The organism is Tropicibacter sp. Alg240-R139 (genome assembly GCF_900537075.1).
Taxonomy (GTDB): domain Bacteria; phylum Pseudomonadota; class Alphaproteobacteria; order Rhodobacterales; family Rhodobacteraceae; genus Falsiruegeria.
The window spans coordinates 369,268-395,003 of record NZ_UNRA01000003.1 but is presented as its reverse complement, the minus strand read 5'-3'; the positions used below and the strand labels follow the sequence as shown (position 1 = coordinate 395,003).

Here is a 25,736-nt window from a genome sequence, read left to right as displayed (position 1 = left end):
TGGACATTTACCAATAAAAACAAGACCAACGGGGAAGACCATGACGGACACCACCTCCGATGGGCCTATGCTCGCCGCAGACGGCACGCCGCTGAAAAAGAGCCTGGCCCGCGCGCTGAGACTGCAAAAGATGAGAGCGCTGATGCTGATTGCACCGCTGCTTATCTTTGTGCTGGTTTCTTTCATCATTCCCATTGTGTCGATGCTGATGCGTTCAGTTGAGAACGACATCGTCGTGGAAACGCTGCCATTGACGGTTGCCGAACTGCAGAGCTGGGATGCCGACAGTGGTGAATTGCCTGACGAGCCGGTCTATGCCGCGTTTGTGGGCGACATGGTCGTAGCCATTGATGCCAAGAGACATACACGCCTAGGCACCCGTCTGAATTATGAACAAACCGGCATGTCCTCGCTATTTCGTAAGTCTGGCCGCAAGATTAAACGGATGGACCCCGCTGCGGATGCACCGTTCAAGGACAAGCTGATCGACGTCGACAAGAAGTGGGGCGACGTTGAAACCTGGCGGGTGATCAAGACACATTCGCCAAGGGTCACAAATGGCTATTTCCTCAACGCTGTGGACATGCGCCGAACGCCGGAAGGGGCACAATCACAGCCCGAAGACAAACGGATCTTGGTCAAACTCTTTGTTCGTACCCTGATCATGTCCTTGATCATCACTGGCTCTTGTATCCTGCTCGGCTATCCCGTGGCCTGGATTCTGGCCAACCTGCCGATGCGCACAGCCAATATACTTATGATCCTGGTGCTTCTGCCGTTCTGGACTTCGCTGCTGGTGCGGACTTCGGCCTGGAAAGTCATGCTGCAGCAACAAGGTGTCATCAACGAGTTTCTGGTCTGGCTTGGTATGGTGGCCGACGACTCCCGATTGGTCATGATCAACAATCAGACCGGGACCATCATCGCAATGACCCACATCTTGCTGCCATTTATGATCCTGCCGATGTACTCGGTGATGCAGACAATCCAGCCGACCTATCTGCGCGCGGCCAAATCCATGGGCGCGACCAATTGGACAGCGTTCTGGCGGGTCTACTTCCCGCTATCGATCCCTGGCATTGGCGCTGGATCAATCCTCGTTTTCATCCTTGCGATTGGCTACTATATCACGCCCGAAATCGTCGGCGGCACCAAGGGTGTCTTCATCTCGAACCGGATTGCCTACCACATCTCGAGCTCGTTGAACTGGGGCCTCGCGGCCGCACTGGGCACGATCCTACTGGTAGTCGTTCTGATCCTCTATTGGGCCTATGACAAGATCGTAGGCATCGACAACGTGAAGCTGGGGTAACGGACATGGCTGCACTCACACCTATCTCGCGCAAACCGATGTCTCTTGTTCTGCCGACCGTAGCGGCGGCAGGCGGCTTGCTTGGGCTGTTTGTTGGAACGGCGAACGACTCTGGCTTCCTGGGCATCGTCATTGGCGCTGCAATTGTAACTGCCTTGGCTGCGCTTTACATCTTTGCGCTCAAGAACGAGCAAATGAGCAAGTGGATCTCAATCCTGATCTTTCTTGCCTTGGGCTTTTTCGTTGGTGGCATCCCCGCAGCAATCCTGGGCGCCCTCGCGGGCTGGTTCTTTCACTGGTTCACTTACTGGATGTACGAAGGCCGCTATCGCCAGCGCCTGCTGCCCTACCTGACCCCCAGTCAGGTTCTGTGGCACTATGGGTTCCGGGTGATCTGTGGCGCGATCTTCGTGTTCCTGATCACGCCAATCCTCGTGGTCATACCGCTCAGCTTTAACTCACAGGACTTCTTTACGTACACACCAGAGATGCTCCGGTTTGATCCTGCTGGTTATTCGCTCAAGCACTACCAGGACTTTTTCACCAACAATGAATGGCAGCGCTCGTTCAAGAACTCGCTGATCATTGCGCCGATTGCGACCGTCATCTCGGTAAGCTTGGGCACTCTGGCCGCCATCGGCCTGAGCCAAAGCCACGTGCCCGGTCGCCGCGCTATCATGGCCATCATGATCTCGCCGATGATCGTGCCGCTGATCATCTCGGCCACTGGCATGTTCTTTTTCTACTCGAGCATCGGCAACTGGATGGAAGGGACGCTGGGGCTTTCCAAAAACTTCGTGGGATACGTCAAAGTTGTTCTGGCCCATGCGGTTCTGGGCATTCCCTTTGTGATCATCACTGTGACAGCAACACTGGTGGGTTTTGACCGCTCGCTGACCCGCGCGGCTGCAAACATGGGTGCCAACCCGGTAACCACCTTCTTCCGCGTGCAAATGCCGCTGATCCTGCCGGGCGTGATCTCTGGCGGTCTCTTCGCATTCATCACGTCTTTTGACGAAGTCGTCGTGGTGCTCTTTGTCGGCTCGGCCAGCCAGAAGACGCTGCCCTGGCAGATGTTCACCGGTCTGCGTGAACAGATCTCGCCGACTATCCTGGCCGTGGCCACGATCCTCGTGGTGATCTCGATCGCGCTGCTGACCACGGTCGAGCTGCTGCGCCGCCGCTCGGAGCGGCTGCGTGGCATGTCACCGGGCTAAACAAAAAACACCCCGCCCTTCTCTTTATTCGAAGTACGGCGGGGTGAATTGATGCAAAGGATCAAGAGGGGCATTGCCCCTCTTTTTTCATCTCAAGCCTTGCAACAAGCCGGGCGAGGCATACCCATCCGGCACCAACCCATTGGCCAGCTGGTAAGCCCGGACTGCATTGATCGTCAGCGGACCAATCTTTGCGTCGATCTTTTGCGTGTCGAACCCCTTGGCCGTCAGGCGCTCTTGCAGCTCGATCCGCTCATCAAAAGTCAACGCACGATCCCCGCGCGGCCAACCGCCTTGAAGCTTCCCCGCCCCCCGTATTCGGTCGCTTAGATGGCCCACACCGATCACATAAGCGTCAGCCGTGTTATAGCTTTCCAAGACTTCGAAGTTGTCGAAAATCATGAAGGACACGCCCTCTGCCCCGCCGGGCAACAGGATTGACGCCGCGCCATGGTTGCGCACCGCCTTACCATCCATGCCTTTCACCCCAAGCTCGGCCCACTCTTTCGGGCTCTTGATGATCTCTCGATTTGCCTGAGTATAGTCGAACCCCTTGGGCAATGTGACCTCGACACCCCATGGCTGCCCTGAGGTCCACCCATGCCCCGCCAGATAGGCCGCAGTCGACGCCAAAGCATCGGTCGGATCGTCGGACCAGATGTTGCGCTTACCATCACCTGAGTAATCCACCGCATACTTAAGGAATGAGGTCGGCATGAACTGCGTGTGCCCCATGGCCCCGGCCCAACTGCCATTCATATTTCGGCTGGCCACGTCGCCTGCTTGCAAAATCTGCAAGGCCGCAATCAGTTGCTCTTCGAAGAAGTCGCTGCGCCGCGCGTCATAGGCCAAGGTCGCCAGCGAGCGGATCACGCTCTTTGACCCCCGAAAGGTGCCATAGGCGCTTTCCAGTCCCCAGATCGCCACGACGACTTCTTTCTCAACACCATATTTGGCCTCGATCCGGTCCAGCAGAGCGTTGCGCTTTTTTAAAGCCGCTTTGCCGTTCTTGACCCGCAGGTCCGAGGCCGCGCTGTCAAGGTAGACCCAAACCGTCTTGGTGAACTCGGACTGATTGCGGTCGCGCTTAATGACCTCGGCGTCATAGCTCATGCCGCTCAGGGCCTTCTGCCAGATCGACCGCTTGATGCCCGCAGCTTCGGCCCGTGGACCAAAGCCGACGATCCACTCTTGAAAACCACCTTCCGACGCTACGGATGTGGGCTTAACCGCATCTACACGCGCAGGTCGCAGTTGCGGCCTTAGCGAGGTCAACACCTGGGCAGAGGCTAGTTTGACTGCATTTTCGTTCTCGGACCCGGTGCTTGCCCCGGGCATCATTGCGGCGGACACTGCCGCCGCACTCAGCCATACACGCATCTTGGTTGTCCCGATTGTCTGCTCTGGCACAAGCGTAGCGCGAAAGCATCATCTGAAAAAGGGATCACTCGGATTGTGTGCAATCCTCCGCTCGCGCGCGTTCGGCCCGCAGATTTTCGATGGCTCGGCGCAGCAGGGGCACCCGATTGGGACGGAAACTCTGGTCAGTCACAACTAACTCGCGCATCCGATCCAGACGGAAGGTACGAAAATCCTGCCGCAGGTGACACCACGCCACCAATACGCTGGCCCGGTCCATGTAGACAATGGACAAAGGGTTCACCCGGCGGTGCGTCTGCGCCCCGTGAACGTCCGAGTACCCAAACTCAACGGCTTGCTCATCCCAAGTCGCCTTTCTCAGGCGCGCAACCTCAATCCCCGGTTTGGGGGGCCGGTCGAACCGCGTCGCCGTCAACACAGCATGGCTCAGGCGGTGGGATTGTCGCTGTGGCAATCGTCCTTGCAGTTTTCGCAGGGCAGCACTGGCGGCTTCGGACAGGGCCGGGTCGCCTATCAGTTCAACTTCACGCAAGCCAAGAACCAGCGCCTCAAGCTCGTCATCCAGAAACCCCAGCGGCGGCAGGGTTGCGTCCTCGATCAAGGTAAAGCCAAACCCGGCCTCGCCGTCGATTACCGCACCCAAGCTGCGCAATGTGTCGATGTCGCGATGCACCGTGCGCGGCGACACCCCCAGATCCTGCGCCAGCTGGATCGAGGTGCGTGGCTGCGGCCCTGAACGCAGGGCTTGCATCAACTGGAACAGGCGGGCGGTGCGTGACATGGCTCCATACTGCCTAACACTGATGACAGAAACTGTCATCACCTCCCCCTAGGGTCCGACTCAATTCAAATCTCGGAGTTTCGTCATGTTGACCCTTTTCATATACCCCTCGGCCTTTGGCTTGTTCAGCGGAAGCCCGTTCTGCGTCAAAGCCGCCTACCTCCTCGAAGCTTCTGGTCAGCAGTGGCAGCGGTCCGATCTGCTCGACCCGCGCAAGATGCCCCACCGTAAATTGCCCGTGCTGCGCACGCCCGAACGATTGATGCCCGACAGCGATGCCATTCGCGGCTGGCTTGAGGCGCGCGGCGCCGACTTTGATCAGGGCCTCAGCGATCTGCAAAAAGGCCAGTCACGCGCCCTGATCCGCATGGCCGAGGACCACTTGTATTTCCAACTGGTCATGGACCGCTGGGGCAATGATGAGGTCTGGCCAGTTCTGCGAGAAACGTTCTTTTCCAGTGTTCCTCGTCTAATCCGGGGCCCCATCACAAAATCCGTGCGCAAGTCGGTTCTGCGTGGACTGGACATGCAGGGCGTGTCCCGGTTCTCGCTAGCTGAACGCCTTGAGCGGGTCGAGAACGACCTGACCGCGATTGCCGCGTTCCTGTGGCATTCGCCCTTTCTGCTGGGCAATACGCCAACCTCTGCTGATTACTCCGTCGCCCCGATGTTGGCGGCGATTGCCGCGACACCAGTGGAGACGCCGCTGCAACAGCGGATTGCCAATGACAGGCTGCTGACCGACTATGTATCGCGAATGGATCAGGCGTTTGAATTGACATGACACCCTTTGCCAACGATCAGGTCGCCGCAGCCTTTGCGGCGATCCCGTCCAAGCCTCGTGCAGGCCTGCTGCGGCTGCGCGGGCTGATCTTCGATGTGGCCTGCGAATTACCGAGCGTGCCACAGGTTGAAGAAACGCTCAAATGGGGACAACCCGCCTACCTGACACCCAAAGGGTCCACGATCCGATTGGGCGTGCCAAAAGCCGGAGGCTTCGCCCTGTTTGTGCATTGTCAGAGCCGCTTGATCCCGGACTATGAAACCGCATTTCCCAAAACCGACAGGATCGACGGCACGCGTGCTGTTCTTTTTGAGGATACAGGCCAAATCGACGACGGGCGTCACGGCTGGCTGATCGCCCGCGCGTTGACGTACCATCAAAAGACGTAACTTAGCGCCGATTGCGCTCGACCTTGCGCTTGATTTTGTCCCGCTTGCGTTTGCCCTTTATGGCCTTGCGACGTTGCGTGCGGCCTGCAGGGCTAACAGGTTTTGGCATGGCTTTGTCTTCCACCGACAACATCTCCAGCTCTAGACCTCCGGTTACCGGCGTTGCCTGCGCCAACCGCACCGTGACCCGCTGACCAATAGACAAGACCATCCCTGTGTCCGACCCCATCAGCGTTCCCGCTTCACTGTCAAAGTGAAAGAACTCGCGCCCCAGAGAACGCACTGGCACCAGCCCGTCTGCGCCGGTCTCGTCGAGCTTCACAAAGGCGCCGAACCGCGCCATTCCACTAATCCGGCCAGAGAATTCGTTGCCAACCCGCTCGCTCAGATACGCGGCCAGATAGCGATCCGTCGTGTCCCGTTCTGCCACCATCGATCGACGTTCGGTGTCTGAAATATGGGTGGCCGTGTCTTCGAGTCGGTCGATTTCATCCGCTTGCAACCCGTCATCACCCCAACCGTGTGCCTTAATCAGCGCACGATGCACGATCAGGTCAGCGTAGCGACGGATGGGCGAGGTGAAGTGCGCATAGTTGCGCAAGGCCAGGCCAAAGTGACCAAAGTTTTCGGGCGAATAATACGCCTGCGCCATAGACCGCAGGGTCGAAATGTTGATCAACTCTGCATCGTCAGTCCCAGCCGCCGCCCGCAGCAATGTATTCAGGTGACGGGTTTGCAGCACCTGCCCCTTGGCCATGTTGTAACCGGCTGCCTGTGCGGTTTCGCGCAGCGACTCCAGTTTCTCGGGCGCAGGTTCTTCATGCACGCGGAACAAAAGCGGGGATTTCTTGGCGGTCAGAGTTTCGGCGGCCGCTACATTGGCCAGCACCATGAACTCTTCGATCAGGCGGTGCGCGTCCAGCCGGTCTCGAAAGTTGACCGATTGAACCTTCCCATCATCATCCAGCACGATCTTGCGTTCCGGCAGATCCAGGTCCAGCGGCTGTCGTTCCTCGCGTGCCTTTTTCAACGCACCATAGGCAGCATAAAGCGGTTTCAGGATCGGGTCCAGCAGGGGACCGGTTCGATCATTGGGGGTGCCGTCGATGGCATCCTGCACCTCGGCGTAATGCAGCGAGGCGACCGATCGCATCAAGCCGCGTACAAAGCGATGCGACAGCTTGTTTCCGTCCGCGTCCAACTGCATCCGTACTGCCAGACAGGCGCGCGGTACGCCCTCGTGCAGCGAGCACAGATCGCCCGACAGGCGATCCGGCAACATCGGCACCACGCGGTCGGGGAAATAGCTGGAATTGCCGCGTTTGCGGGCCTCGCGATCCAGCGCGGAACCGGGGCGCACATAGGCCGCCACATCGGCAATGGCGACCCAAACGATATGGCCACCGGGGTTCTTGGGATCATCATCGGCATGGGCATAACAGGCATCGTCATGGTCGCGCGCGTCCGAGGGGTCGATGGTTAACAGCGGCAAGTCGCGCAGATCGTCGCGCCCGCTCAGCCCCATGGGTTTGGCGACATCTGCTTCGGCGATCACAGGGTCAGGGAAGTCATCCGGAATGCCGTGCTGATGGATCGCGATCAGTGACACCGCTTTGGGGGCCGAAGGATCGCCCAGCCGCTCCACGATCCGCGCTTTGGGAAGGCCCATCCGGCCCTTGGGGCCGGCCTGCTCGGCCTCGACCAGCTCGCCATCCTTTGCACCCAACACAGCGGCTTCGGCCACGGACCATTCGGTGCCAGAGGACTTGTCGATAGGCACGATCCGCCCGCCTTCGCTGCGCTTGCGGAACACACCCAAGATCCGTTTCGGGTTGGCACCGATGCGCCGGATCAGGCGCGCCTCGTAGTTGTGGTCTTCCTCGTGCACGACGGTCAGCCGGGCCAGGATTCGATCTCCTTCACCCAAGGCCGGGTCCGAGGCGCGGGGAATGACCAACACGACCGGCTCCACTCCTTCGCCGTGCCATTCCATCGGTTTGGCAAAAAGATCGCCATTGCTATCCGGTGCCTTGACCTGCAACACGCTGACCGGTGGCAGGCGATCGGGGTCGGAATAGCTGCGTTTGCGCTTTTCCAGATGGCCTTCGGCCTCAAGTTCCTTGAGCAACCGTTTCAGGTCGATCCGGTCCGAGCCCTTGATGCCAAAGGCTTTGGCAATGTCTCGTTTCGAAGTGAGGGTCGGGTTGGCCGAAATCCAATCGAGGATCTCTTCCTTTGTTGGAATACGCGTCATACCTCTGGCCTATCACGGCCCTTTGACAAGGTCATGACCAAAACGTCAAAGGCGGAACAAATCCGCCTTGGTGTCCACATCACGCAGTTCATCGACCAAAGCAATGCGACGGCCCGGCAACGTTGCAATCGTATCAGCCAAAGCATGCTTGGTGGACCAGCGAACACCCACGAACATGTTAATGGGCAGGGCCGAGGCGCGCTTGGCCCCAACCAACCAGTAACCGCCGTCAGGCGCCGGGCCAAACACCATCTCATGCGATCCAAGCGCCTCAAAAGCGCGCGCGACAAGGGCCCGGGTGATACCCGGAATGTCTGCTCCGATTACGCAAACCGGGCCGGGGGGCATCCCGCGCAGCATCCGCGCCATCCTGTCACCCAAATCACCGCGCCCCTGTGGTGCGCGTAGCAGGTCAAGGGGCCAGATACGGCTTTCCAAGCCTTCGCGATCCGGGGCCACAGCCAGCACAATCCGCCAGCGAGGGTCACGTAGGCGGCGGATCAGGCGGCGGGTCTGGTGGCGAAACCACCACGCCGCACCGACCATGCCAATGTCGCGCCCCAGCCGTGTCTTGACACGGCCTGGACGCGGCTCCTTTACCATGATGACCAGCGTGCGCCTCATGCCAGGGTCAACACCATGTCGCGGTGATCAATCCCTGCGTCATCAAAAACTGCTCCGTAAGCCTCAAACCCCAATTTTTCGTAAAACCCCAAGGCGTTCACTTGCGCCGCCAGTTTGACCCGCGTCACATTCGGTTGACCCTTGGCGATCTCGATCCCCTGTTTGATCAGCGCTGCGCCCATGCCAGTGCCGCGCCCTTCGGGTACCACGCAGACACGACCGATCTTGGCAGTTTCACCGTCGAACAAAACCCGAGCCGTGCCAACTGCAACGCCATTAAACGTGGCCAGCATGTGGGTCGCGACCTCATCCATGATGTCGATCTCTTCCTCGATGGGAACGCCCTGTTCCTCAACAAAGACCGTGTGCCGCAAGGCAAAGCAAGAGTCGCGGTCGTCCGTCATCTCGACCTTGATCGTCATGCAAAATAGTCCCGCAGAATGCGTGAATAGATGTCTTTAAGCTGGTGGATCTGTGCCACTTCGACCCGCTCGTCGACCTGATGCATAGTCCGGCCAACCAAGCCAAATTCCACCACCGGGCAATGGTTTTTCACGAACCGTGCATCCGACGTGCCGCCCGTGGTCGACAGCAATGGTTTCACGCCGGTTTCCGCCTCGACCGACGCTGCCACCAGATTGGATAAGTCGCCGGGGGGGGTCAGAAAGCTTTCGCCTGAAATCTTGACCTTCATCGCGATCTCAACGTCAAAGGCATCGGCCACTTGATCGAGTTCGCTTTGCAGCCAGGCGGTCAGTCCAGCGCCAGTGTGCGTGTCGTTGAACCGGATGTTCACCGCCCCAGTACATTGCGCCGGGATCACATTGGTCGCCGGGTTGCTCGTGTCCATCGTCACGACGGCCAGAGTCGAGGCATCGAAGTGGTCAGTGCCCTGATCCAGCTGATGGCTGGCCAACCGGTCCATAAGACGCGCCAGCGCAGGCAACGGGTTCTTGGCGCGGTGGGGATAGGCGGAATGCCCCTGAACGCCGGTCACCGTGAACCACGCGGTCATCGAGCCGCGCCGCCCAATCTTGATCATTTCACCCATCGTGTCAGGACATGTGGGCTCGCCTACCAGACAAACAGACATCCTTTCGCCTTCGGCATCCATATAATCCAGCAGGGCGGTGGTGCCGTCGATGGCATCGCCCTCTTCGTCGCCGGTGACGGTCAGGATCACAGCACCATCAGGCGGGGTTTGCGTGACAAAGTCGATGGCAGCGGCGGCAAAGGCAGCAACGCCGGATTTCATGTCAGTCGCTCCGCGCCCGTACATAAATCCATCCTTTTCGTCGGCCCCAAATGGCGCCATAGTCCAAGCGCCCTCGTCCCCCAAGGGGACAACATCCGTATGCCCATTGAACCCAAAAGTTCGCGCGTGGCCTTTGCCGCCCCAACGGGCAAAGAGGTTTGACACTTTGCCCCGGTCCACGCGGGAGCATTCGAACCCCGCAGCGCCAAGTCTTTCCGCCAAAAGAACCAGCGCTCCACCCTCGTCCGGGGTGACTGAAGGGCAGCGGATCAGATCAGCGGTCAGTTGGGCGGCGTCGGTCTGGGTCATCTCGTCTCTCACTTGGGTCATGGCCTTTGTCGCGTCACACTTGTGACGAAAAGGTCGCGTTGCCAACCCCTTTTGGCCCGAATGTGCTTAACAGATGGGCAAATCACGTGCTAACCCTTTGAGCAATAACATGACCCGAGGCAGGGCAATCAGCAGTACAGTCGCAAAAGACTGACCGAAACACGACCGCGCGCCGTCATCAGAACAGCCGCGGCCAACCGTTTTGCTTGGACAGGGGACAACCCCTGCGGCTGGATATTCTGCCTCTAAAAGACTGAGGGTTGGGGCAGAACATGGCGACCGGTGCGGAACTGAATTATCAAACAAATGCGTCTGCCATACAGATGGCCGAGACGATATTTGGCGACGGTGTGACCGTTACCGATGCCTCCTATTCAGGATGGGGGCAATCATCGGCGATCTATTCGAACGGGGACTCGTTGGCACCAGGGGCGACCCCTTCGGACACGGGTGTGATCCTGTCAACTGGACGAGCCAGCCATTATACGCGCAACGGCGGTGACCCGAACCGCTCGGGCAGCACGTCCACCAACACATCTGGCGAAAACAACAACGCAGATTTCAACGCGGCCGCCGGTACGAACACCTATGATGCCTCGTATTTGGACATCAGCTTTACCGTGGATGACCCGACCGTCACACAGATGACGTTTCAGTTTGTTTTCGCGTCCGAAGAATATCCCGAGTTCGTGAACTCGGTCTATCAGGACTTTGTTGGCGTCTGGATCAACGGGGTCGAGGTAGAGACACAATTTGGCGACGGTGATGCCGATCCTGGCAATGTCAACGCGACCAACAACGAAAACCTGTTTCTGGACAACTCAAACGACGACTACAACACCGAAATGGATGGCCTGACGGTCACTATGACACTGACGATTGACGTCATACCCGGTCAGGTGAACACCATTCGCATCGGGGTCGCTGACGTATCCGACAGCAGCTATGACTCGTCCTTGCTGATTGCCGCAGACAGTGTCCAGACCGCAATTGTCGCAAATGAAGACAGTGCAACCGTCCACCCTGACGGGTCGCAAACCATAGACGTTCTGTCCAACGATCAGAACACCACGGGCGGCACACTGACGATCACGCATCTCAACGGTGTTGCGGTCAATGTCTGGGACACTGTCGTACTGAACACCGGTCAGACTATTCAACTGAACGATGACGGCACAATCACTGTCTTTGGTGATGGGGATACCGAAGACTTTAACTTCACCTACGGGGTTTCGAACGGCACCAACGAAGACACAGGGATCGTCAATGTCAGCTCGGTTCCCTGCTTCGTGTCGGGCACTTTGATCCAAACTCCGGAAGGTGAAAAACCCGTCGAGCGTCTGACCCTGGGGCAACTTGTCGACACCAAGGATGACGGCCCGCAACCGCTGAGATGGATCGGACGACGCACAGTTCGCGCACATGGCGACCTGGCCCCGATCCGCATTCGGGCGGACACCTTTGGCGCGCATCGCGATCTGCTGGTGTCCCCGCAGCACCGTGTTCTGGTCCGTGACAGCCTGGCCGAACTTCTGTTCGGCGAGGGTGAAGTTTTGGTGGCGGCCAAAGACCTGATCAACGACCACTCGGTCACCCGCGTCGAGGGGCGCGCCGTCACCTACGTGCATCTGATGTTCGACGAACATCAGGTCATCTATTCCGAAGGGTTACCGACAGAAAGCTTCCTGCCAGGACCGCAGACGACGGAACTGTTCGAGCAACCCATCGTCGATGAAATCTGCGCGATTTTTCCCGAACTCGACCCCGAGACTGGCGAAGGTTACAGCCCCGCTGCGCGGCGTACTCTGCGCAAGTATGAGGCGCAGGTTCTTATGTCCACGCAAAGGGTGGCCTGATCATGACTTGGATTGCACTGTCTGACGCCGACGACCAGCATTTCGAACCACATGGCCTGGATCGACATCCCAAAGACCGCCCCCTGATCGGCTCGCACGAGGATGATCTGCTCGCTCGAGGCTCTTTGGTGATTGAAACGCGGCTGCCCATCACGAGCCGCCCCAGATCGCTGGTGTTTTACGAACGTGGCGGTGATTGGCCGTTTCACTTGTCCCTGCAAGCCATTCCCGGTGGTGGCCTGATCCTGATCCTGTATCAAGGGGACTCGGTCCTGCACAAAGCCTTGAACCCATCGGAAATGGGGCGTCTGGATGTGTTGCGGCTGACTTATTCTTGGGACGCACCCGCCCGCTGGGGGCGTTTGGCGGTCGAACAAAACGATCAGGACACACTTTTTGTCACGGATGTGCCCCGTCCTTGCCCGCTCAGGGCTGGAGACGTACGCGCTCTGTTCAAACCCGGTGAGCACCGCTTTGTTTCTCCCGACGTGATCTATATGGCACTCAGCAACGAGATCGAGGCCGTCGGCCCGATGCCGACTTTACTGCCGTCCACGCCAATTGCCACGCCGGACGGCTATCGCCCGATCAGCAAGCTGCAAAGGGGAGATGTTGTGCTGACCGCCGATCTTGAGATCGTTCCCATCCTGCACAAGATCACCTGCACAATGGTGGCACGCGGCACCGCGAAACCGTTGCACTTGCGCGCACCCTACTTTGGCTTGCAACAAGACATTCAAACGGCGCCAGATCAGCGTCTTTTGTTGTCAGGCAGCGAGGTCGAGTATCTGTTTGGACACGAGGCCGTGCTAACGCCTGTATGCCATCTGGCTGGAGGAACATCAGTATTGCCCGCGGAATGCGGCCTGACCGTAACGTATCAGCAGCTGCTCTTGCCCCAGCACGAACCGATCCTTGCCGCAGGCACGGTTGCCCAGAGCCTTTACATCGGGCGCCTGCGGCGTAAGCCCCAACATCTGGCGGCAAGCTTGCTTGGGCAGTTGGATCGACATGGTTTGCCGGACCATGGCCGCTCGAAATTCCCGGTCTTGCGTGCTTTTGACGCCCGGGTCCTGGCCGAACGCCGTGTTGCCTGACCTAAAGGCGGGCTTGTCGGCTGTGTCGAATCTGTCTAGGTACGCGCAAAATAAAGATGGTTAACATGCGCGGCCTCCTCCTCGGCTTGAGCCTGACACTCACACTTTGGGCCCAAGCGAGCATTGCACAGACCCTTACGGTGTCTACTGTTTCACGTCCGCCGTTCTCGTATGCCGAGAACGGCGCAGAGGAAGGTTTCTCTATCGAATTGATGGCGGCCCTGGCCGAGGCGCTGAGTTGGGACATCCATATCCAAAGGTTCGATCATTTCGCGGACATGCTGTCGTCAGTCGAAGATGGCACTGCCGATATGGCCATCGCAAATATCTCGATCACGGCCGCGCGTGAAACGCGAATGGACTTCAGCCAGCCGATCTTTGAATCCGGGTTGCAATTGATGGTGCCCGCAGGTCAGACCCGTTCACCCTCGCTTTTGTCTGCGCTTCTATCATTTGATCTGTTCTTGGCCATTGGCCTTGCATTCTTGATGCTTATGTGTGGCGGCATGTTGATGTGGTACTTTGAGCGCCGCGCACAGCCATATTTCGACCGCCCGGCCAATCAGGCTTGGTTTCCATCTTTCTGGTGGGCGCTGAATCTGGTCGTGAACGGCGGTTTTGAAGAACGCGTGCCCCGCACTGCGTTCGGGCGGGTCTTTGGTGTCATCCTTGTAATCTCGTCTTTGTTTATCGTGTCCGTTTTTACTGCCAGGATCACCTCTGTCATGACGATCGAAGCGATCAGCGGATCAATCAATTCGGTGAATGACCTGTACGGACAGCGGGTCGGCACGATTAATGGGTCAACCGCCGCAGGATTCCTTGGACGTCGGGAGCTCAACTATACCGCCTTCGAAGGACTGGATACGATGCTCACAGCCTTTGAAACAGCCGATCTGGACGCAGTTGTCTTTGACGCGCCAATCCTGTCCTACTACGCCACGCACGAGGGCCGGGATCACGCATCCATGACCGGCGCCATATTCTTGCGGGAAAACTATGGCATCGCCTTTCCCACTGGATCGCCCCTGGTGGAAGATGTCAATCAGGCGCTATTGGCGATCCGTGAAAACGGCACCTATGACGATCTATACAGAAAGTGGTTCGGGGTTCGAAACTGATTAGGCTTCTAGCGTGCCGTCATCAAAGAACGGAGTCATCTGTGCAACGATCACCGAATTTTCATCAAGCGCACGATCCATCAACGCACGTTCTTCGTCGCTGATGTCGTGACCCTCAGCCTCGCGTTCGGCCAGCGTACCGTATCCGGTCACATCCAGCGGTGCCGTGTCGGCCTGCTTTAGAATGGCAACCGTTTCGCGCACGGCTTCGGCTTCGTCCACACCACTGGCAAAACACATCAGCGCAGCGCCGGTCGCGCCGTCAGGCAGACCATCGCCCTCTTTGCGACCGATCTGGACCAACAGGGTATAGACTTGCTGGCGGGAGGGTTTCTTTTTCTTTTCCATACGCGCGCATACCTTGCTGTCCCCCGCTGGGTCAATGGGCGTTCGATCAGTAAAATCCGAAACAAATTGGTGTTGGTTGAAAACGGAATCAGAAGACTTGCACGGGTACTCCTGCGTCAAAGACAGACGTATGGAAACCCGGAATGCCCCAAGCCTCACAATTGCCCGTTGATACCCAGGCCACTGACATGGAAATGGCAGAGGCCATGTTCGGAAACGGTGTCAAAATCGTAAGCGCCGATTATAGCGGAGCAAACTCAGCTTCGGGAATCTACAGCAACGGCGATAGCGTCAGCGACGCTCTGACGCCATCCGACACTGGGGTCATCCTGTCCACAGGCCGCGCCAATGAGGTCACCAACAGCAATGGTGACGTGAACGACAGCTCTGGAACGACAACCAATCACGGTCGCGCCGGAGATGATGATCTAACCGAAATGGCCGGTGCTCAGACCTATGATGCAGCCGTCTTTGAGGCAGAGTTCATACCCGACGGCAACACGCTGACCATGCAGTTCACATTCGCGTCCGAGGAATACCTTGAATACGTGGGGTCGGGCTTTAATGATGCTGTGGGAATTTACGTCAATGGCGAACCTGCCGAACTAATGGTCGGTGATGGCGAGGTCACCATCAACAACATCAACGACACATCGAATTCCAATCTTTACATCGACAATGCAGCAAGTTCGGATGACTACAACACGGAAATGGACGGGTTCACCGTCACGCTGACTGTCAAAGCCCCCGTGAATGCAGGAGAGGTCAATACGATCAAGATCGCCGTCGCCGACGGAGGCGACGGGGCATACGATTCCAACCTGCTTATCGCGGGCGATTCCATCCAGTCTACGCTGATTGCCACAAACGACGAGGTCGACATCAACGCTGATGGCGAAGCAACCGTCGACGTTTTGGCCAACGACAACTCGCAGGCCGCCGGCGAGATGAAGATCACAATGATCAATGGGCAGGCTGTTTCGGCAGGCGACACGATCACTCTCAACAGCGGCGAAGAGATCACGGTCAACGGGGACGGCACGCTGACTGTCGAGGCCGACGAAGACGAGGGGTCGAATTCCTTTTCCTATCAAGTCGAGGATGGCGCCGGGAACACAGATACGGCCATCGTGACGATACGGACAACGCCGTGTTTTGTGGCCGGGACGTTGATCGACACCGTCGACGGGTGCGTTCCGGTCGAGAATCTGAAACCAGGCGATCTGGTTCACACCCGCGATCACGGGCCGCAACCGTTGCGCTGGATCGGTCAAACCGAGCGGATTGCAAAGGGCAACGATGCCCCTATCCTGTTTGCACGCAGCGCGCTTGGTAACCACGACGCAGTGGCGGTATCACCCAATCACCGTATCCTGTTGACCACCGCCCTATCCGAGATGATGTTCGGTTCGTCCGAGGTTTTGGTCCAGGCCAAGCATCTGATCAACGACCGCTCAATCCGGCGCTGCGCTGATGGCCAGCCGATAACTTACGTTCATCTTCTATTTGACCGGCACGAGGTCGTTCGGGGCAATGGGTTGGAAAGCGAAAGCTACCATCCCGGCGACATGACGATGCACGCCTTTGATGCCAACACGCGAGACGAGATCCTGGACCTGATGCCGGATTTAACAAAACGCGACTACGGCTATGGGCCGTCCGCCCGAATGTCGCTGCGCGGGTATGAAACCCGCGCGCTTATCCGCGGCTAGGGGCGCCCCAGAAAATCCCGGCTGACAGTGCCGCGAAAACATCTTGGGAAGAACGGAAAGCTGTCGGTGGCAAAGTAGACATAGCTGCCGTCAACGATAGCCCCATTGCATTCATCCAGATTGCCGCTGCCCGACACATGCTGCCAGTCCTGCTCGTATGTTCCATCATAACGACCGTTGGGCGCAGTCGGTCGCTTGCCGGGTTTCAGCTGCCAGGACGCCTTGACGCTGTTTCCAACGTAGTGGATCGGAAAACCATCCGCCGCATAACCGATCAGTGTACCCTTGAGCGACGCCGTCAAAGCAGGTGCCGGGGCGTGATAGTGATAAAGCCCGCGATGATCGACATGGGCGTTTTGCCGGTCCATGCCCAGCATGTCCGCTGCTCCCATCCCCTCAAGCCGCCAACCACTGGAGGCGTCACGTGAAAACCCGCGCGGGCTTGAAGCGTCGTAGAAATCCGCCGTGCCGGGTCGAAACGGAATGCCGGTCAAAGAAATCCCGGATGCATTGGTCCGATGCGTAACCCGTCCAGTATCGCGCGGGGTGGCATCGACACAATACGTCAGTTTTTGCGCGCGGAACCGATGCGGGTTACCCCGGTTTGGAAAGGTGCCAATCGTGTGATTAGGCGTTCCGTTGGAACTGATACAGAGCTGATCGCCCTTGGTGCTGATCTTGACCGAATTGGCCGCCTGACCAGGGGAACTTTTAAATACAACGGCCGCTGTCATCAGCGCAGCCAGAACCAGTAAACGTTTCATCAGGTCTCCTCCACCTTTGTCGGATGCCTGATACCACGCGGCCGCAACGGGTTTCCGTCGCGGCCGCTTAAGAAATCTTAAACTGAGGCGAGGTTAGTCGCGCAGCAGCTCATTGATCCCGGTTTTCGAACGGGTCCGCTCATCAACGCGTTTCACGATCACCGCACAGTAGAGATTGACGTTGTTCTTGGACGGCATCGAGCCTGCGACGACGACCGAGTAAGGCGGCACTTCGCCGTACATAACTTCGCCGGTTTCGCGATCGACGATCTTGGTCGACTGGCCGATGAACACGCCCATGCCCAGAACCGAACCTTCGCGCACGATGCAGCCTTCGACCACCTCGGAACGGGCACCGATGAAGCAATTGTCTTCGATGATGGTCGGGCCTGCCTGCATCGGCTCGAGCACGCCGCCGATGCCAACGCCACCTGACAGGTGCACATTCTTGCCGATTTGCGCACACGAACCGACGGTGGCCCAGGTGTCAACCATGGTGCCCTCGTCCACGTGGGCTCCCAGGTTCACAAACGACGGCATCAGGACAACGCCTGGCGCGATGTAAGCGGATTTGCGGACGACACAATTTGGAACGGCGCGGAAACCTGCGGCTTTCCACTGATCGTCGCCCCAGCCTTTGAATTTGCTGTCGACCTTGTCCCACCAGCCGCTGCCCTGCGGGCCGCCGTCATGCTGTTCCATGTCCTTGATGCGAAAGCCCAGCAGAACCGCCTTTTTGGCCCACTGGTTCACATGCCAATCGCCGCTGTCCTGCTTTTCGGCGACTCGCAGCGAACCGCTGTCGAGCGCGTTCAGCGTGTCTTCGATGGCTTCGCGCTGTTCACCAGTGGTGGCGGGGGTGATCGTGTCGCGCGCCTCCCAGGCGGCTTCGATGGCGGCTTCGAGTTGTGCGTTCGACATGGGTGGCTCCCTGAGATTCTCGTGGTGGTGTCATGGCCTATAAGGGGCAACGGGCCAAGGCGCAATCCGACGCGACGCGCCCGCTTTGCGGCGTTTTCTTCAGGTGGCGAGGGGATCGGGCGCGATATTGCCGCCGCAAACAAGTACAGCGACCCGTTCGCCTGGCTCCGGCACATAGGCCTCCGACATCAGCGCAGCCAAGGCCGTGGCCCCAGCGGGTTCAACCAACTGTCGATGTTCGCGCCAAAGCGCGCGCTGCGCCCCGGTGATCGCGTCATCGCTAACCAACACCGATTGCATGCCTTGCGCCAGTTCGAAACAGATGTCACCGATCCGCCGCGCGCCAAGCGCATTGGCCGCCACACCCGAAACGTTGACGTCCACGGGCGCGCCCGCTGCCAGCGCTGCGTTCAACGCGCAAGAAGTCTCGGGCTCAACCGCCACGACCTTGCGCGCGCCCTGGAACCACGCCAAGGCTCCCGCGATCAAGCCGCCACCTCCAACAGCGATCAGGACCGTGTCAGCCTCAAGCCCCTGCGCGTCCCATTCCGCGAAACATGATCCCTGTCCGGCCACAGTTGCAGGCGCATCATAGGCATGAATTTGCATCGCACCTGTGTCGGCTTCATGCGACTGAGCCATCGCCAAAGCATTTGCGTATTCACCCGGCACCACCGTCAGGTCCGCACCGATCCCTTCGATCAAGGCGATCTTGGACGGCCCAGCCATTTCCGGCACGAAAATCTTCGCCGGATAGCCTAACGTCCGCGCGGCATATGCCGCTGCTGCACCATGGTTGCCACCAGACGCCGCAACAACGCCCGCAGCGGGAATATCACTGCTGAGCAAAGTGTTGAACGCCCCGCGCGGCTTGAAACTGCCTGTGTGCTGCATGTGCTCCAGCTTCAGCTCGACTGGGTAGCCCAACCCAAACCCATTCACCGTCATCACCGGTGTCTTTTGAACGTGATCCGCGATCCGCTCTGCTGCCGCATTGATTTCCGATTTCCACTGCATGCTCGCGTTCCTGTCACTGGTGTTGCAGGTGCGAACCCTATAGCTGTTGAAAAAACACGCAAGCAGGGAACCCCGTGCCATGAAAGAAGACCGCCTGAGCCCCTTCCGCGATGCGGGCACCGACCGATCCACGGCACGCGAGGTTCCGGATACGCCACAGACCCGCTCACCCGCCTACAAGCTGGCTTTTGCGGACGAAGATTTCCTGTGCCGGGACGAGCTGCGCCCCGTTCGTCTGCAGTTGGAGCTATTGAAGCCGGAACTTATGATGGCAGAGCGCGAGATCACGTCGACCATCGTGATGTTCGGCGGAGCGCGCATTCCCGAACCTGCGCAAAAACACACCGCGCGGACACAAACGTTGGCGGATCTGTCGGAATATTATGACGAGGCCCGCGAGTTTGCCCGGCTGATGACAGAAAAATCCAAGCAATCGGGATGCCGCGAGAATGTGATCGTCACTGGTGGCGGTCCCGGCGTGATGGAGGCAGGCAACCGCGGAGCCGAGGATGCGGGTGGGTGTTCCATCGGTCTGAACATCGTGTTGCCGCACGAACAGGCGCCCAATGCCTATGTCACCCCTGACCTGAGCTTTAACTTCCACTACTTCGCCATCCGCAAGATGCATTTCCTGATGCGCGCCCGCGCCATCACCGTGTTTCCCGGTGGCTTTGGTACGATGGACGAGCTTTTTGAGGCGCTAACCCTGATCCAGACCGGGCGCATGGATCGGGTGCCGTTCCTGCTGTTTGGTCGCGAATTCTGGGAGAAGGTGATCAATTGGGAGGCGCTCGCCGATGCCGGCACGATCTCGAATCAGGATCTGGACCTGTTCCGCTTCGTCGACACCGCAAAAGATGCGATGGAGTTGATCGAAAACTGGGGTGTTGCTCCGCCGCGAACTGACATTCCTGGCCGGTAATCCGGGAATCAGTAAATCTGTGCTAGACTGCCCTCCTCAGCCACATTTGGGGAGGGACCAATGGCTTATGTAACCGTCTCGACCTGGCGTTATGACGAAACGCTCGACGAAGCCGCCTTGATCGAAAGCGCCGAGTCTAAGCTCAGCCAGCTCAAGGCTATGGGCGCGAGCTCGGGCCATTTGGTTCGAACCGGTCCGTCAGAGGGAATGATTGTTTTGATCTACCCGGATGAGGGGACATGGAACCGCGTCCGCGAAACCGTAATGCACATGCGGGCCGATACGCGTCCCGAACGGGGCGGTACCAACACTGGCGCGCTGGAAGGGCCTGCATCGGTTTCAGTGTAAGTCGGCTGAGAAGACTCAGCCGAACTGTGCCGGAAGCACACCCAACTCGGTGCCTTGGGGAAGCTTGGTGACGACTTGCGAGCCGCACACGTCTTTGATCGCATAGCCAAAACCCGCAATCCGAAATTTCCATTCCCGCGCGCTCAGTGCTTTGGTGCGTTGCTCGCGGAGCAAATCCAAAATGCCGTTTTCGATCAGCGTGCCACCAATATCTGCCTGTGCCATTATTCCATCCTCAATCGTTATGTTTGTTTACAGAATGGAAACTGACTGTTGATCGAGGCCGAATTTTACCGGGAATGGGGAAAGATTAAGGCAGCCGGTGGGGCTGCCTTTTGGCCAGTTACTTCTTGGCTTTGCTGTCCTGCAGCTCTTTGAACAAGAACATCGGGATCAAAACGCCGGCAACTACGGCACCCAACCAGACCAGCAGAGTTGCCGCCAGCAAGTTCGAAACCCCGCCAACAGTCAGGCCGGATGCGATCAGATCGGTGACCAGCAGACCAACAAAGGTCACAGCCAGCGCCACCCCGCCCTTGAGCGCCGGAACATTCTTTTCGCTGATCTTGGTGATCAACGGATCGGCAATCACCTGAACAACGGTGAAAACCAACACGACAACAATGATGGACAGTGGCGCGATTTTGAAACCGGGCAACAGGGCCACCGCCAGCAGAAGACCGACGGCGTTGCCGATCAACAAAGCGACAGCCGACAGGATACGGCGAGACATGGGATCAATTCCTTACATTCAATTTCATCAGAACTTGAATGCAGACTAACCCCGGATCAGGCGGAATTCATCAAGAATTTCAAAGCCCAGCTTCGGCCTCGATCTGTTTTCGGGACTTGCGAGCGCGCTCAGTCGCGGACTTGAGCTGACCACAGGCGGCCATGATATCCTCGCCCCGCGGTGTGCGGATCGGCGAGGCGTATCCCGCTTTATAGATGATGTCCGCGAATGCATGGATCCGATTGCCGGAACTGCGCTTGTAGGGGGCACCAGGCCATTCGTTGAACGGGATCAGGTTGATCTTGGCCGGAATGTTGTATTCCTTGATCAGCGCGATCAAACGGTGGGCATCTTCTTTGGTGTCGTTGACACCTTCCAACATTACGTATTCAAACGTTATCCGCTCGGAATTGCTGACACGGGGGTAATCTGCCAATGCCTGCAGCAGTTCCTTGATCTTCCAACGCTTGTTGATCGGCACCAGAACGTCGCGGGTTTCGTCGGTGGTCGCGTGGAACGAGATCGCCAGCAAACAACCGATTTCTTGGGCGGTGCGAGCAATTTCAGGCACCACACCCGAGGTCGACAAGGTGATCCGGCGGCGGGACAAAGAAATCCCTTCGGGATCCATCGCGATTTTCATCGCGTCGCGGACGTTGTCGAAATTGTACAAAGGCTCGCCCATGCCCATCAGCACGATGTTCGACAGCAGGCGGGTTTCGTCCTTGGGCGCGCCGGGAACAGGCCATTCTTCAAGGTCATCGCGCGCCATCATGATCTGACCAACAATCTCTGCCGACGTCAGATTACGCACCAGTTTCTGCGTGCCTGTATGGCAGAACGAACAGGTCAGCGTGCAGCCTACCTGCGAGGAAACACAAAGCGTGCCACGCCCCTCTTCGGGGATATACACCACCTCGACCTCATGCCCGCCGGCGATCCGCACCAGATATTTGCGGGTGCCATCCTCGGACACCTGACGCGAGACGACTTCGGGGATTTCGATCACGAATTTTTCGGCCAGATCGGCGCGGTACGCCTTGGCCAGATTTGTCATCTCGGCAAAATCGCGCACGCCCCACTGATAGATCCACTGCCAGATTTGTCCGACGCGCATCTTGGCCTGTTTTTCCGGCGTACCATGGGCAATCAGCGTCTCGCGCATTTGCGGACGCGTCAGACCAACAAGGTTGATCGGTCCCTCAGGCAATTTGCGGGGGATCGTCATGACGTCTTGGGTGATCGGCGCTTTGGCAGACATGGTTTGACTCGGATTTTGTCGCGGGATGCGCCTCTATATAGGAATTCCCGAGAAGATCAAAAGGTTTCGCAAGTCAGTCAGGCTGCTTTACTTCGCCATGCTCATCAATTCCTTGATCCGTTCCCGTCCCAGCTCGATCAAACAGGCCTCAATCGCAATTCCTGTGCCCGATCCCCCCCCATACGAAGCGCCAACAGCATTGCAATGCGCCTCGCGATAAGCGCTCCACGCTGATTGCGAGGCCTCTAATGCAGGAACAAACGCTTTTCGACCGGTGACATCGTCCAATTCTTGCGCAGAAGTTATCGAAATGCCTTGAGCAATCACTAAGGCAGCTTCGACACGCTTACCTGCTTCCTGAACACACGCCCCAATTTCGACCTGTGATCCTGCATCACTGCATTCCAAGGATGGGTCGGCCTGCAGAGCCATTGGGAGAAAGCAGGCTGTTCCAAGAATTGCGTTCCGTATCATGTCGGGCACCCTTGGTTTGGTCATGCCGGATCTCCGTATTGGTTTGCTTCTGGTTGCGACGCCCGAGTGAGCCACCAAATCATAAGAATGCTCAATGCGAACTGTATGGTTCCGGCAATCATCAACCCCGTGAGCCCCAAAGCGGCCGCGGGTCCTCGCAGGGCCTCTGGGTCTTGGACGTGCCCCTCCATGACGGAGAACGCCATGACGCCTGAAAGCAAGAACACCATCGTCGATATCGAAACAAGCATTGGTAGCAACAGATACCAACCGGGATATCCGACATCATGCATGCGTCGCCACCCAGCGGCGAACAAGGGCAAGACAGTCGCCAGTTGGAAAATTCCGGTCAACATGCGGGATTGCTCCAGAGTTTCTGGGTTCACACCAAAAAGAACCCGATCGATCACTGATAGAAGCACTGACCCCACCACAACGAATAGCAGAAACCACCAATATTCGGGACGGGCAGCTCTGCCTGAGAATGCTACGTATTTTGAAAAACAGGCCTTAACGGCTTCAGCAAAAGACATTTTGATCCTCATTCATTCATGTATGAGGATGCTGCCGCAAGAATGCTTGAGCCGTCAAATGAAAACCGGTCGACCTGAAAACAAACAAGTCGATGGAATACAGAGTGAATTGACGAACGAATCTAGTCCGCTACCAACGATTCCGTCTCCCACGTGAAGGGCTGGAACGTCGCGTCCACAGAGTGTTGTCACATTAACTTCCAGCCCTCAAAGAATCCCCGGAACAGTCCCGGGATAAGTTGAAAGTCGATCTACTTGGTGCAGCGCTTTTCGGCGTCTTCGATCGCAGCCGTAAAGCCCAAGAGCGAGAACGTGTCTTTTGTCTGCGTCCCTCGAGCTGATCGCGCGGTCAGAACCGCTTGGGCCCCGCGTTTCATTGCAGTGATGATCTTGGTGTCATCCGCAGCTGTTGCAGGCCAGGCCCATTCGCCCTCGGTGAACAATGCAAACTCAGAACCGCCAACGCTCAAATTCACGGTTGAGCCCGGTGCGAAAGGATATCCGCCGGTAAATGTCACCTGTCCTTTGACGTCCGCCTTGGGCCGGAAGAACACAAACAACAGGATATCGCTGCGGCGCACGGCCACGACACGACCCCCGCGTGTGTTTACGGTTTCCTTGGGAGCCGAGACGCTCCAGCATTCGGTTGGGTCATCTTCGACGAAGACGCTCCAATCGGTTTTGGCCGCCACTCGGTTAGAGCTTTGCGCCTGAGCATATGCGCTGGTTCCAGAGGCGGTTATTCCCGCCACACACAGGCCCGCGATGATGCGGGCAAGTTTCGATCCCATTTGTCCAGCCTCCTAGACTGTCCTTAACCTCAATTCCATGGCGTGCTTGCAGGCTTGGTGACCTGTCTGTCTTGCACAACCCATCGATTGCCGACATAGACACACTAGCGCAGATTTCGCCATGGTTGAAAGAGCGATTGGCGGGATTTCGCCAAGAAAATGGGAGGATACGATGATACAACCGGTTCCGATGACCGAAATTTGGCGGGGTCCGTTTCTGGAAAGTGTTCATCTGGGCCACGCGGTGGTCTGTGACGACACCGGACAGATCGTGCGCAGCTGGGGTGATCCGAATGCCCGCATCTATCCCCGCTCGTCCTCCAAGATGATTCAGGCGCTACCCCTGCTCAGTTCAGGCGCCGCAGCGAAATACGGGCTGAACAGCGAACATCTGGCGCTTGCCTGCGCCTCGCACAATGGTGCGGCGATCCACACGGATCGCGTGTCGGCCTGGTTGGATCACCTTGGCATGGAGGATGGTGATTTCCGGTGCGGCCCCCAAGAACCCGCTGACCTTGATGCACGAAACGGTCTCATATTGGACGACAAGTCCCCTTGTCAGGTGCACAACAACTGCTCAGGCAAACACGCAGGGTTTCTGACGCTAACCCAGCACATGAATGCAGGCACTGAATACATAGACATTGACCATCCTGTGCAACAAGCTTGTTTGGCAGCGTTCGAGGAAACCACCGGTGAAACGAGCCCTGGCTACGGCATCGACGGTTGCTCTGCTCCCAACTTTGCCAGCTCGCTAACCGGCCTGGCCCGGTCGATGGCTTGGTTTGCGTCTGCCGCCGATCGGGCGGACCGACAAAGCGCCGCTGCCGAGCAGCTGACTGCCGCCATGATCAAACACCCCGAACTGGTGGCAGGCGAAGGCCGCGCCTGTACCGAGCTGATGCGGGCAATGGATGGAAAGGTTGCGATCAAGACCGGCGCCGAGGCAGTGTTCATCGCCATTATCCCGGAAAAACGCATGGGCGTGGCGCTTAAGATCGCGGATGGCACAACCCGCGCTAGCGAATGTGCGATTGCCGCCATTCTGGTCGAACTTGGGGCGCTGGACGCTGATCACCCGGCGACCAGAAAATTCATGAACGCGCCGATCCTGAATCGGCGCAATGTGGATTGTGGCATGATCAAGCCAGCGGCCGGGTTCATTTAACACCCGGCCAGCTCAGCTACATCTCCATCACTTCGGCCACTTCAACCGAACCAGTGCCATCAACGACCATCGGGCATCCCTTGGCCATTTCAGTGGCGGCATCCATACTGTCAGCCTTGACCACGGTGTAACCCGAAATCGGGTTCGCCCCGCCATCGTCAGATACGCCGCCGGCGCTGACGGTCTTGGACATGCCAACCGGCGCGCCGGGAATTGCCAGCGCCTCACCCATACTCTCGAACCAGGCACCCCAGGCGGCCATGACCCTTTCACCCTCTTCCTGAGTCTCGGGCTTTGCACCCCCGTGATAGGCAAATACGAACTGTGGCATTTCAATTTCCTCC

28 protein-coding genes are annotated in these 25,736 nt (G+C 58.0%); 11 read left to right on the top strand and 17 right to left on the bottom strand.

Annotated features, from left to right (window positions below; translation table 11 throughout):
- The first annotated feature begins 40 nt into the window (after positions 1-40).
- Together G6R15_RS14840 and G6R15_RS14835 are read left to right on the top strand one after the other, a co-directional pair.
- On the top strand, positions 41-1,312 hold the full coding sequence (locus G6R15_RS14840) for an ABC transporter permease (RefSeq protein WP_164660740.1): 1,272 nt from the start codon (positions 41-43) through the stop codon (positions 1,310-1,312).
- Between the two features lie 5 nt (positions 1,313-1,317).
- Positions 1,318-2,529 (top strand): ABC transporter permease, encoded by a 1,212-nt coding sequence (locus G6R15_RS14835; protein ID WP_164660739.1) that lies wholly within the window; start codon positions 1,318-1,320, stop codon positions 2,527-2,529.
- Positions 2,530-2,616: 87 nt separating this feature from the next.
- Here the strand turns inward: G6R15_RS14835 and G6R15_RS14830 are convergent, their stop codons facing one another.
- Together G6R15_RS14830 and G6R15_RS14825 are read right to left on the bottom strand one after the other, a co-directional pair.
- Positions 2,617-3,909 (bottom strand): lytic murein transglycosylase, encoded by a 1,293-nt coding sequence (locus tag G6R15_RS14830; protein ID WP_164660738.1) that lies wholly within the window; start codon positions 3,907-3,909, stop codon positions 2,617-2,619.
- Between the two features lie 64 nt (positions 3,910-3,973).
- Positions 3,974-4,690, bottom strand: coding sequence for a YafY family protein (locus tag G6R15_RS14825; RefSeq protein ID WP_164660916.1), 717 nt, complete (start codon positions 4,688-4,690; stop codon positions 3,974-3,976).
- An 85-nt stretch (positions 4,691-4,775) separates the two neighbouring features.
- Between G6R15_RS14825 and G6R15_RS14820 the strand changes: the two genes are divergently transcribed.
- Together G6R15_RS14820 and G6R15_RS14815 are read left to right on the top strand one after the other, a co-directional pair.
- Positions 4,776-5,474 (top strand): glutathione S-transferase family protein, encoded by a 699-nt coding sequence (locus G6R15_RS14820; protein WP_164660737.1) that lies wholly within the window; start codon positions 4,776-4,778, stop codon positions 5,472-5,474.
- Entirely contained in the window at positions 5,471-5,863 is a 393-nt protein-coding gene (locus G6R15_RS14815) for a DUF1801 domain-containing protein (protein ID WP_164660736.1), read from the top strand. Before G6R15_RS14820 ends, G6R15_RS14815 begins: the two co-directional genes overlap by 4 nt.
- 1 nt (position 5,864) lies before the next feature.
- Here G6R15_RS14815 and rnr read toward each other — a convergent pair whose 3' ends face one another.
- From rnr to dapE, 4 genes are read right to left on the bottom strand one after another with little or no spacing between them, the layout of a single operon-like run.
- Positions 5,865-8,117: a ribonuclease R gene (gene rnr / locus G6R15_RS14810; protein WP_164660735.1), complete on the bottom strand. Its 2,253-nt coding sequence runs from the start codon at positions 8,115-8,117 to the stop codon at positions 5,865-5,867.
- Between the two features lie 45 nt (positions 8,118-8,162).
- A complete protein-coding gene (locus tag G6R15_RS14805; protein ID WP_164660734.1) occupies positions 8,163-8,741 on the bottom strand; it encodes a TIGR04282 family arsenosugar biosynthesis glycosyltransferase in 579 nt (192 codons plus the stop codon).
- Positions 8,738-9,163: a GNAT family N-acetyltransferase gene (locus G6R15_RS14800; RefSeq protein ID WP_164660733.1), complete on the bottom strand. Its 426-nt coding sequence runs from the start codon at positions 9,161-9,163 to the stop codon at positions 8,738-8,740. Before G6R15_RS14800 ends, G6R15_RS14805 begins: the two co-directional genes overlap by 4 nt.
- Positions 9,160-10,305: a succinyl-diaminopimelate desuccinylase gene (gene dapE / locus G6R15_RS14795; protein ID WP_164660915.1), complete on the bottom strand. Its 1,146-nt coding sequence runs from the start codon at positions 10,303-10,305 to the stop codon at positions 9,160-9,162. Before dapE ends, G6R15_RS14800 begins: the two co-directional genes overlap by 4 nt.
- Before the next feature lie 293 nt (positions 10,306-10,598).
- On the opposite strand from dapE, the gene G6R15_RS14790 reads away from it, so the two are divergent.
- From G6R15_RS14790 to G6R15_RS14780, 3 genes are all read left to right on the top strand, one after another.
- Complete coding sequence (locus G6R15_RS14790; protein WP_164660732.1) at positions 10,599-12,182, top strand: Hint domain-containing protein; 1,584 nt, start codon at positions 10,599-10,601, stop codon at positions 12,180-12,182.
- 2 nt (positions 12,183-12,184) lie between these two features.
- Positions 12,185-13,279 (top strand): Hint domain-containing protein, encoded by a 1,095-nt coding sequence (locus G6R15_RS14785; protein ID WP_240336776.1) that lies wholly within the window; start codon positions 12,185-12,187, stop codon positions 13,277-13,279.
- A 65-nt stretch (positions 13,280-13,344) separates the two neighbouring features.
- On the top strand, positions 13,345-14,400 hold the full coding sequence (locus G6R15_RS14780; RefSeq protein WP_164660731.1) for a transporter substrate-binding domain-containing protein: 1,056 nt from the start codon (positions 13,345-13,347) through the stop codon (positions 14,398-14,400).
- Here G6R15_RS14780 and G6R15_RS14775 read toward each other — a convergent pair whose 3' ends face one another.
- Positions 14,401-14,748 carry a hypothetical protein gene (locus tag G6R15_RS14775; protein WP_164660730.1) on the bottom strand — a complete coding sequence of 116 codons (348 nt, stop codon included), beginning with the start codon at positions 14,746-14,748 and terminating at the stop codon, positions 14,401-14,403. It abuts the gene before it with no gap.
- Between the two features lie 143 nt (positions 14,749-14,891).
- Here G6R15_RS14775 and G6R15_RS14770 point away from each other — a divergent pair, with 143 nt between their 5' ends.
- Entirely contained in the window at positions 14,892-16,460 is a 1,569-nt protein-coding gene (locus tag G6R15_RS14770) for a choice-of-anchor L domain-containing protein (protein ID WP_164660729.1), read from the top strand.
- On the opposite strand, the gene G6R15_RS14765 is transcribed toward G6R15_RS14770, so the two are convergent.
- From G6R15_RS14765 to G6R15_RS14755, 3 genes are all read right to left on the bottom strand, one after another.
- Complete coding sequence (locus tag G6R15_RS14765; protein WP_164660728.1) at positions 16,457-17,224, bottom strand: YHYH protein; 768 nt, start codon at positions 17,222-17,224, stop codon at positions 16,457-16,459. The genes G6R15_RS14770 and G6R15_RS14765 overlap by 4 nt on opposite strands.
- 93 nt (positions 17,225-17,317) lie before the next feature.
- Complete coding sequence (gene dapD / locus G6R15_RS14760; protein WP_164660727.1) at positions 17,318-18,145, bottom strand: 2,3,4,5-tetrahydropyridine-2,6-dicarboxylate N-succinyltransferase; 828 nt, start codon at positions 18,143-18,145, stop codon at positions 17,318-17,320.
- Positions 18,146-18,244: 99 nt separating this feature from the next.
- Positions 18,245-19,162 (bottom strand): threonine/serine dehydratase, encoded by a 918-nt coding sequence (locus tag G6R15_RS14755; RefSeq protein WP_164660726.1) that lies wholly within the window; start codon positions 19,160-19,162, stop codon positions 18,245-18,247.
- Between the two features lie 79 nt (positions 19,163-19,241).
- Between G6R15_RS14755 and G6R15_RS14750 the strand changes: the two genes are divergently transcribed.
- Both G6R15_RS14750 and G6R15_RS14745 read left to right on the top strand, forming a co-directional pair.
- Positions 19,242-20,084 carry a TIGR00730 family Rossman fold protein gene (locus G6R15_RS14750; RefSeq protein WP_164660725.1) on the top strand — a complete coding sequence of 281 codons (843 nt, stop codon included), beginning with the start codon at positions 19,242-19,244 and terminating at the stop codon, positions 20,082-20,084.
- Positions 20,085-20,144: 60 nt separating this feature from the next.
- Entirely contained in the window at positions 20,145-20,432 is a 288-nt protein-coding gene (locus G6R15_RS14745; RefSeq protein WP_164660724.1) for a hypothetical protein, read from the top strand.
- A 15-nt stretch (positions 20,433-20,447) separates the two neighbouring features.
- On the opposite strand, the gene G6R15_RS14740 is transcribed toward G6R15_RS14745, so the two are convergent.
- The 6 genes from G6R15_RS14740 to G6R15_RS14715 all read right to left on the bottom strand — a co-directional run bounded on the left by G6R15_RS14740 (position 20,448) and on the right by G6R15_RS14715 (position 24,224).
- On the bottom strand, positions 20,448-20,657 hold the full coding sequence (locus G6R15_RS14740) for a hypothetical protein (RefSeq protein WP_164660723.1): 210 nt from the start codon (positions 20,655-20,657) through the stop codon (positions 20,448-20,450).
- A gap of 118 nt (positions 20,658-20,775) precedes the next feature.
- Entirely contained in the window at positions 20,776-21,165 is a 390-nt protein-coding gene (locus G6R15_RS14735) for a hypothetical protein (RefSeq protein ID WP_164660722.1), read from the bottom strand.
- Between the two features lie 79 nt (positions 21,166-21,244).
- Complete coding sequence (gene rlmN / locus G6R15_RS14730) at positions 21,245-22,426, bottom strand: 23S rRNA (adenine(2503)-C(2))-methyltransferase RlmN (protein ID WP_164660721.1); 1,182 nt, start codon at positions 22,424-22,426, stop codon at positions 21,245-21,247.
- Positions 22,427-22,513: 87 nt separating this feature from the next.
- Entirely contained in the window at positions 22,514-22,924 is a 411-nt protein-coding gene (locus G6R15_RS14725) for a lysozyme inhibitor LprI family protein (RefSeq protein WP_240336775.1), read from the bottom strand.
- Positions 22,921-23,433, bottom strand: coding sequence for a DUF805 domain-containing protein (locus tag G6R15_RS14720; protein ID WP_164660720.1), 513 nt, complete (start codon positions 23,431-23,433; stop codon positions 22,921-22,923). The genes G6R15_RS14725 and G6R15_RS14720 overlap by 4 nt, the downstream gene beginning before the upstream one ends.
- A gap of 251 nt (positions 23,434-23,684) precedes the next feature.
- The gene (locus G6R15_RS14715) at positions 23,685-24,224 is read right to left on the bottom strand and encodes an invasion associated locus B family protein (protein WP_164660719.1); all 540 of its coding nucleotides are present in this window, start codon (positions 24,222-24,224) and stop codon (positions 23,685-23,687) included.
- A gap of 172 nt (positions 24,225-24,396) precedes the next feature.
- Here G6R15_RS14715 and G6R15_RS14710 point away from each other — a divergent pair, with 172 nt between their 5' ends.
- The gene (locus G6R15_RS14710) at positions 24,397-25,392 is read left to right on the top strand and encodes an asparaginase (RefSeq protein WP_164660718.1); all 996 of its coding nucleotides are present in this window, start codon (positions 24,397-24,399) and stop codon (positions 25,390-25,392) included.
- 16 nt (positions 25,393-25,408) lie between these two features.
- On the opposite strand, the gene G6R15_RS14705 is transcribed toward G6R15_RS14710, so the two are convergent.
- A complete protein-coding gene (locus G6R15_RS14705; protein ID WP_164660717.1) occupies positions 25,409-25,723 on the bottom strand; it encodes a YciI family protein in 315 nt (104 codons plus the stop codon).
- Between the last annotated feature and the right edge of the window lie 13 nt (positions 25,724-25,736).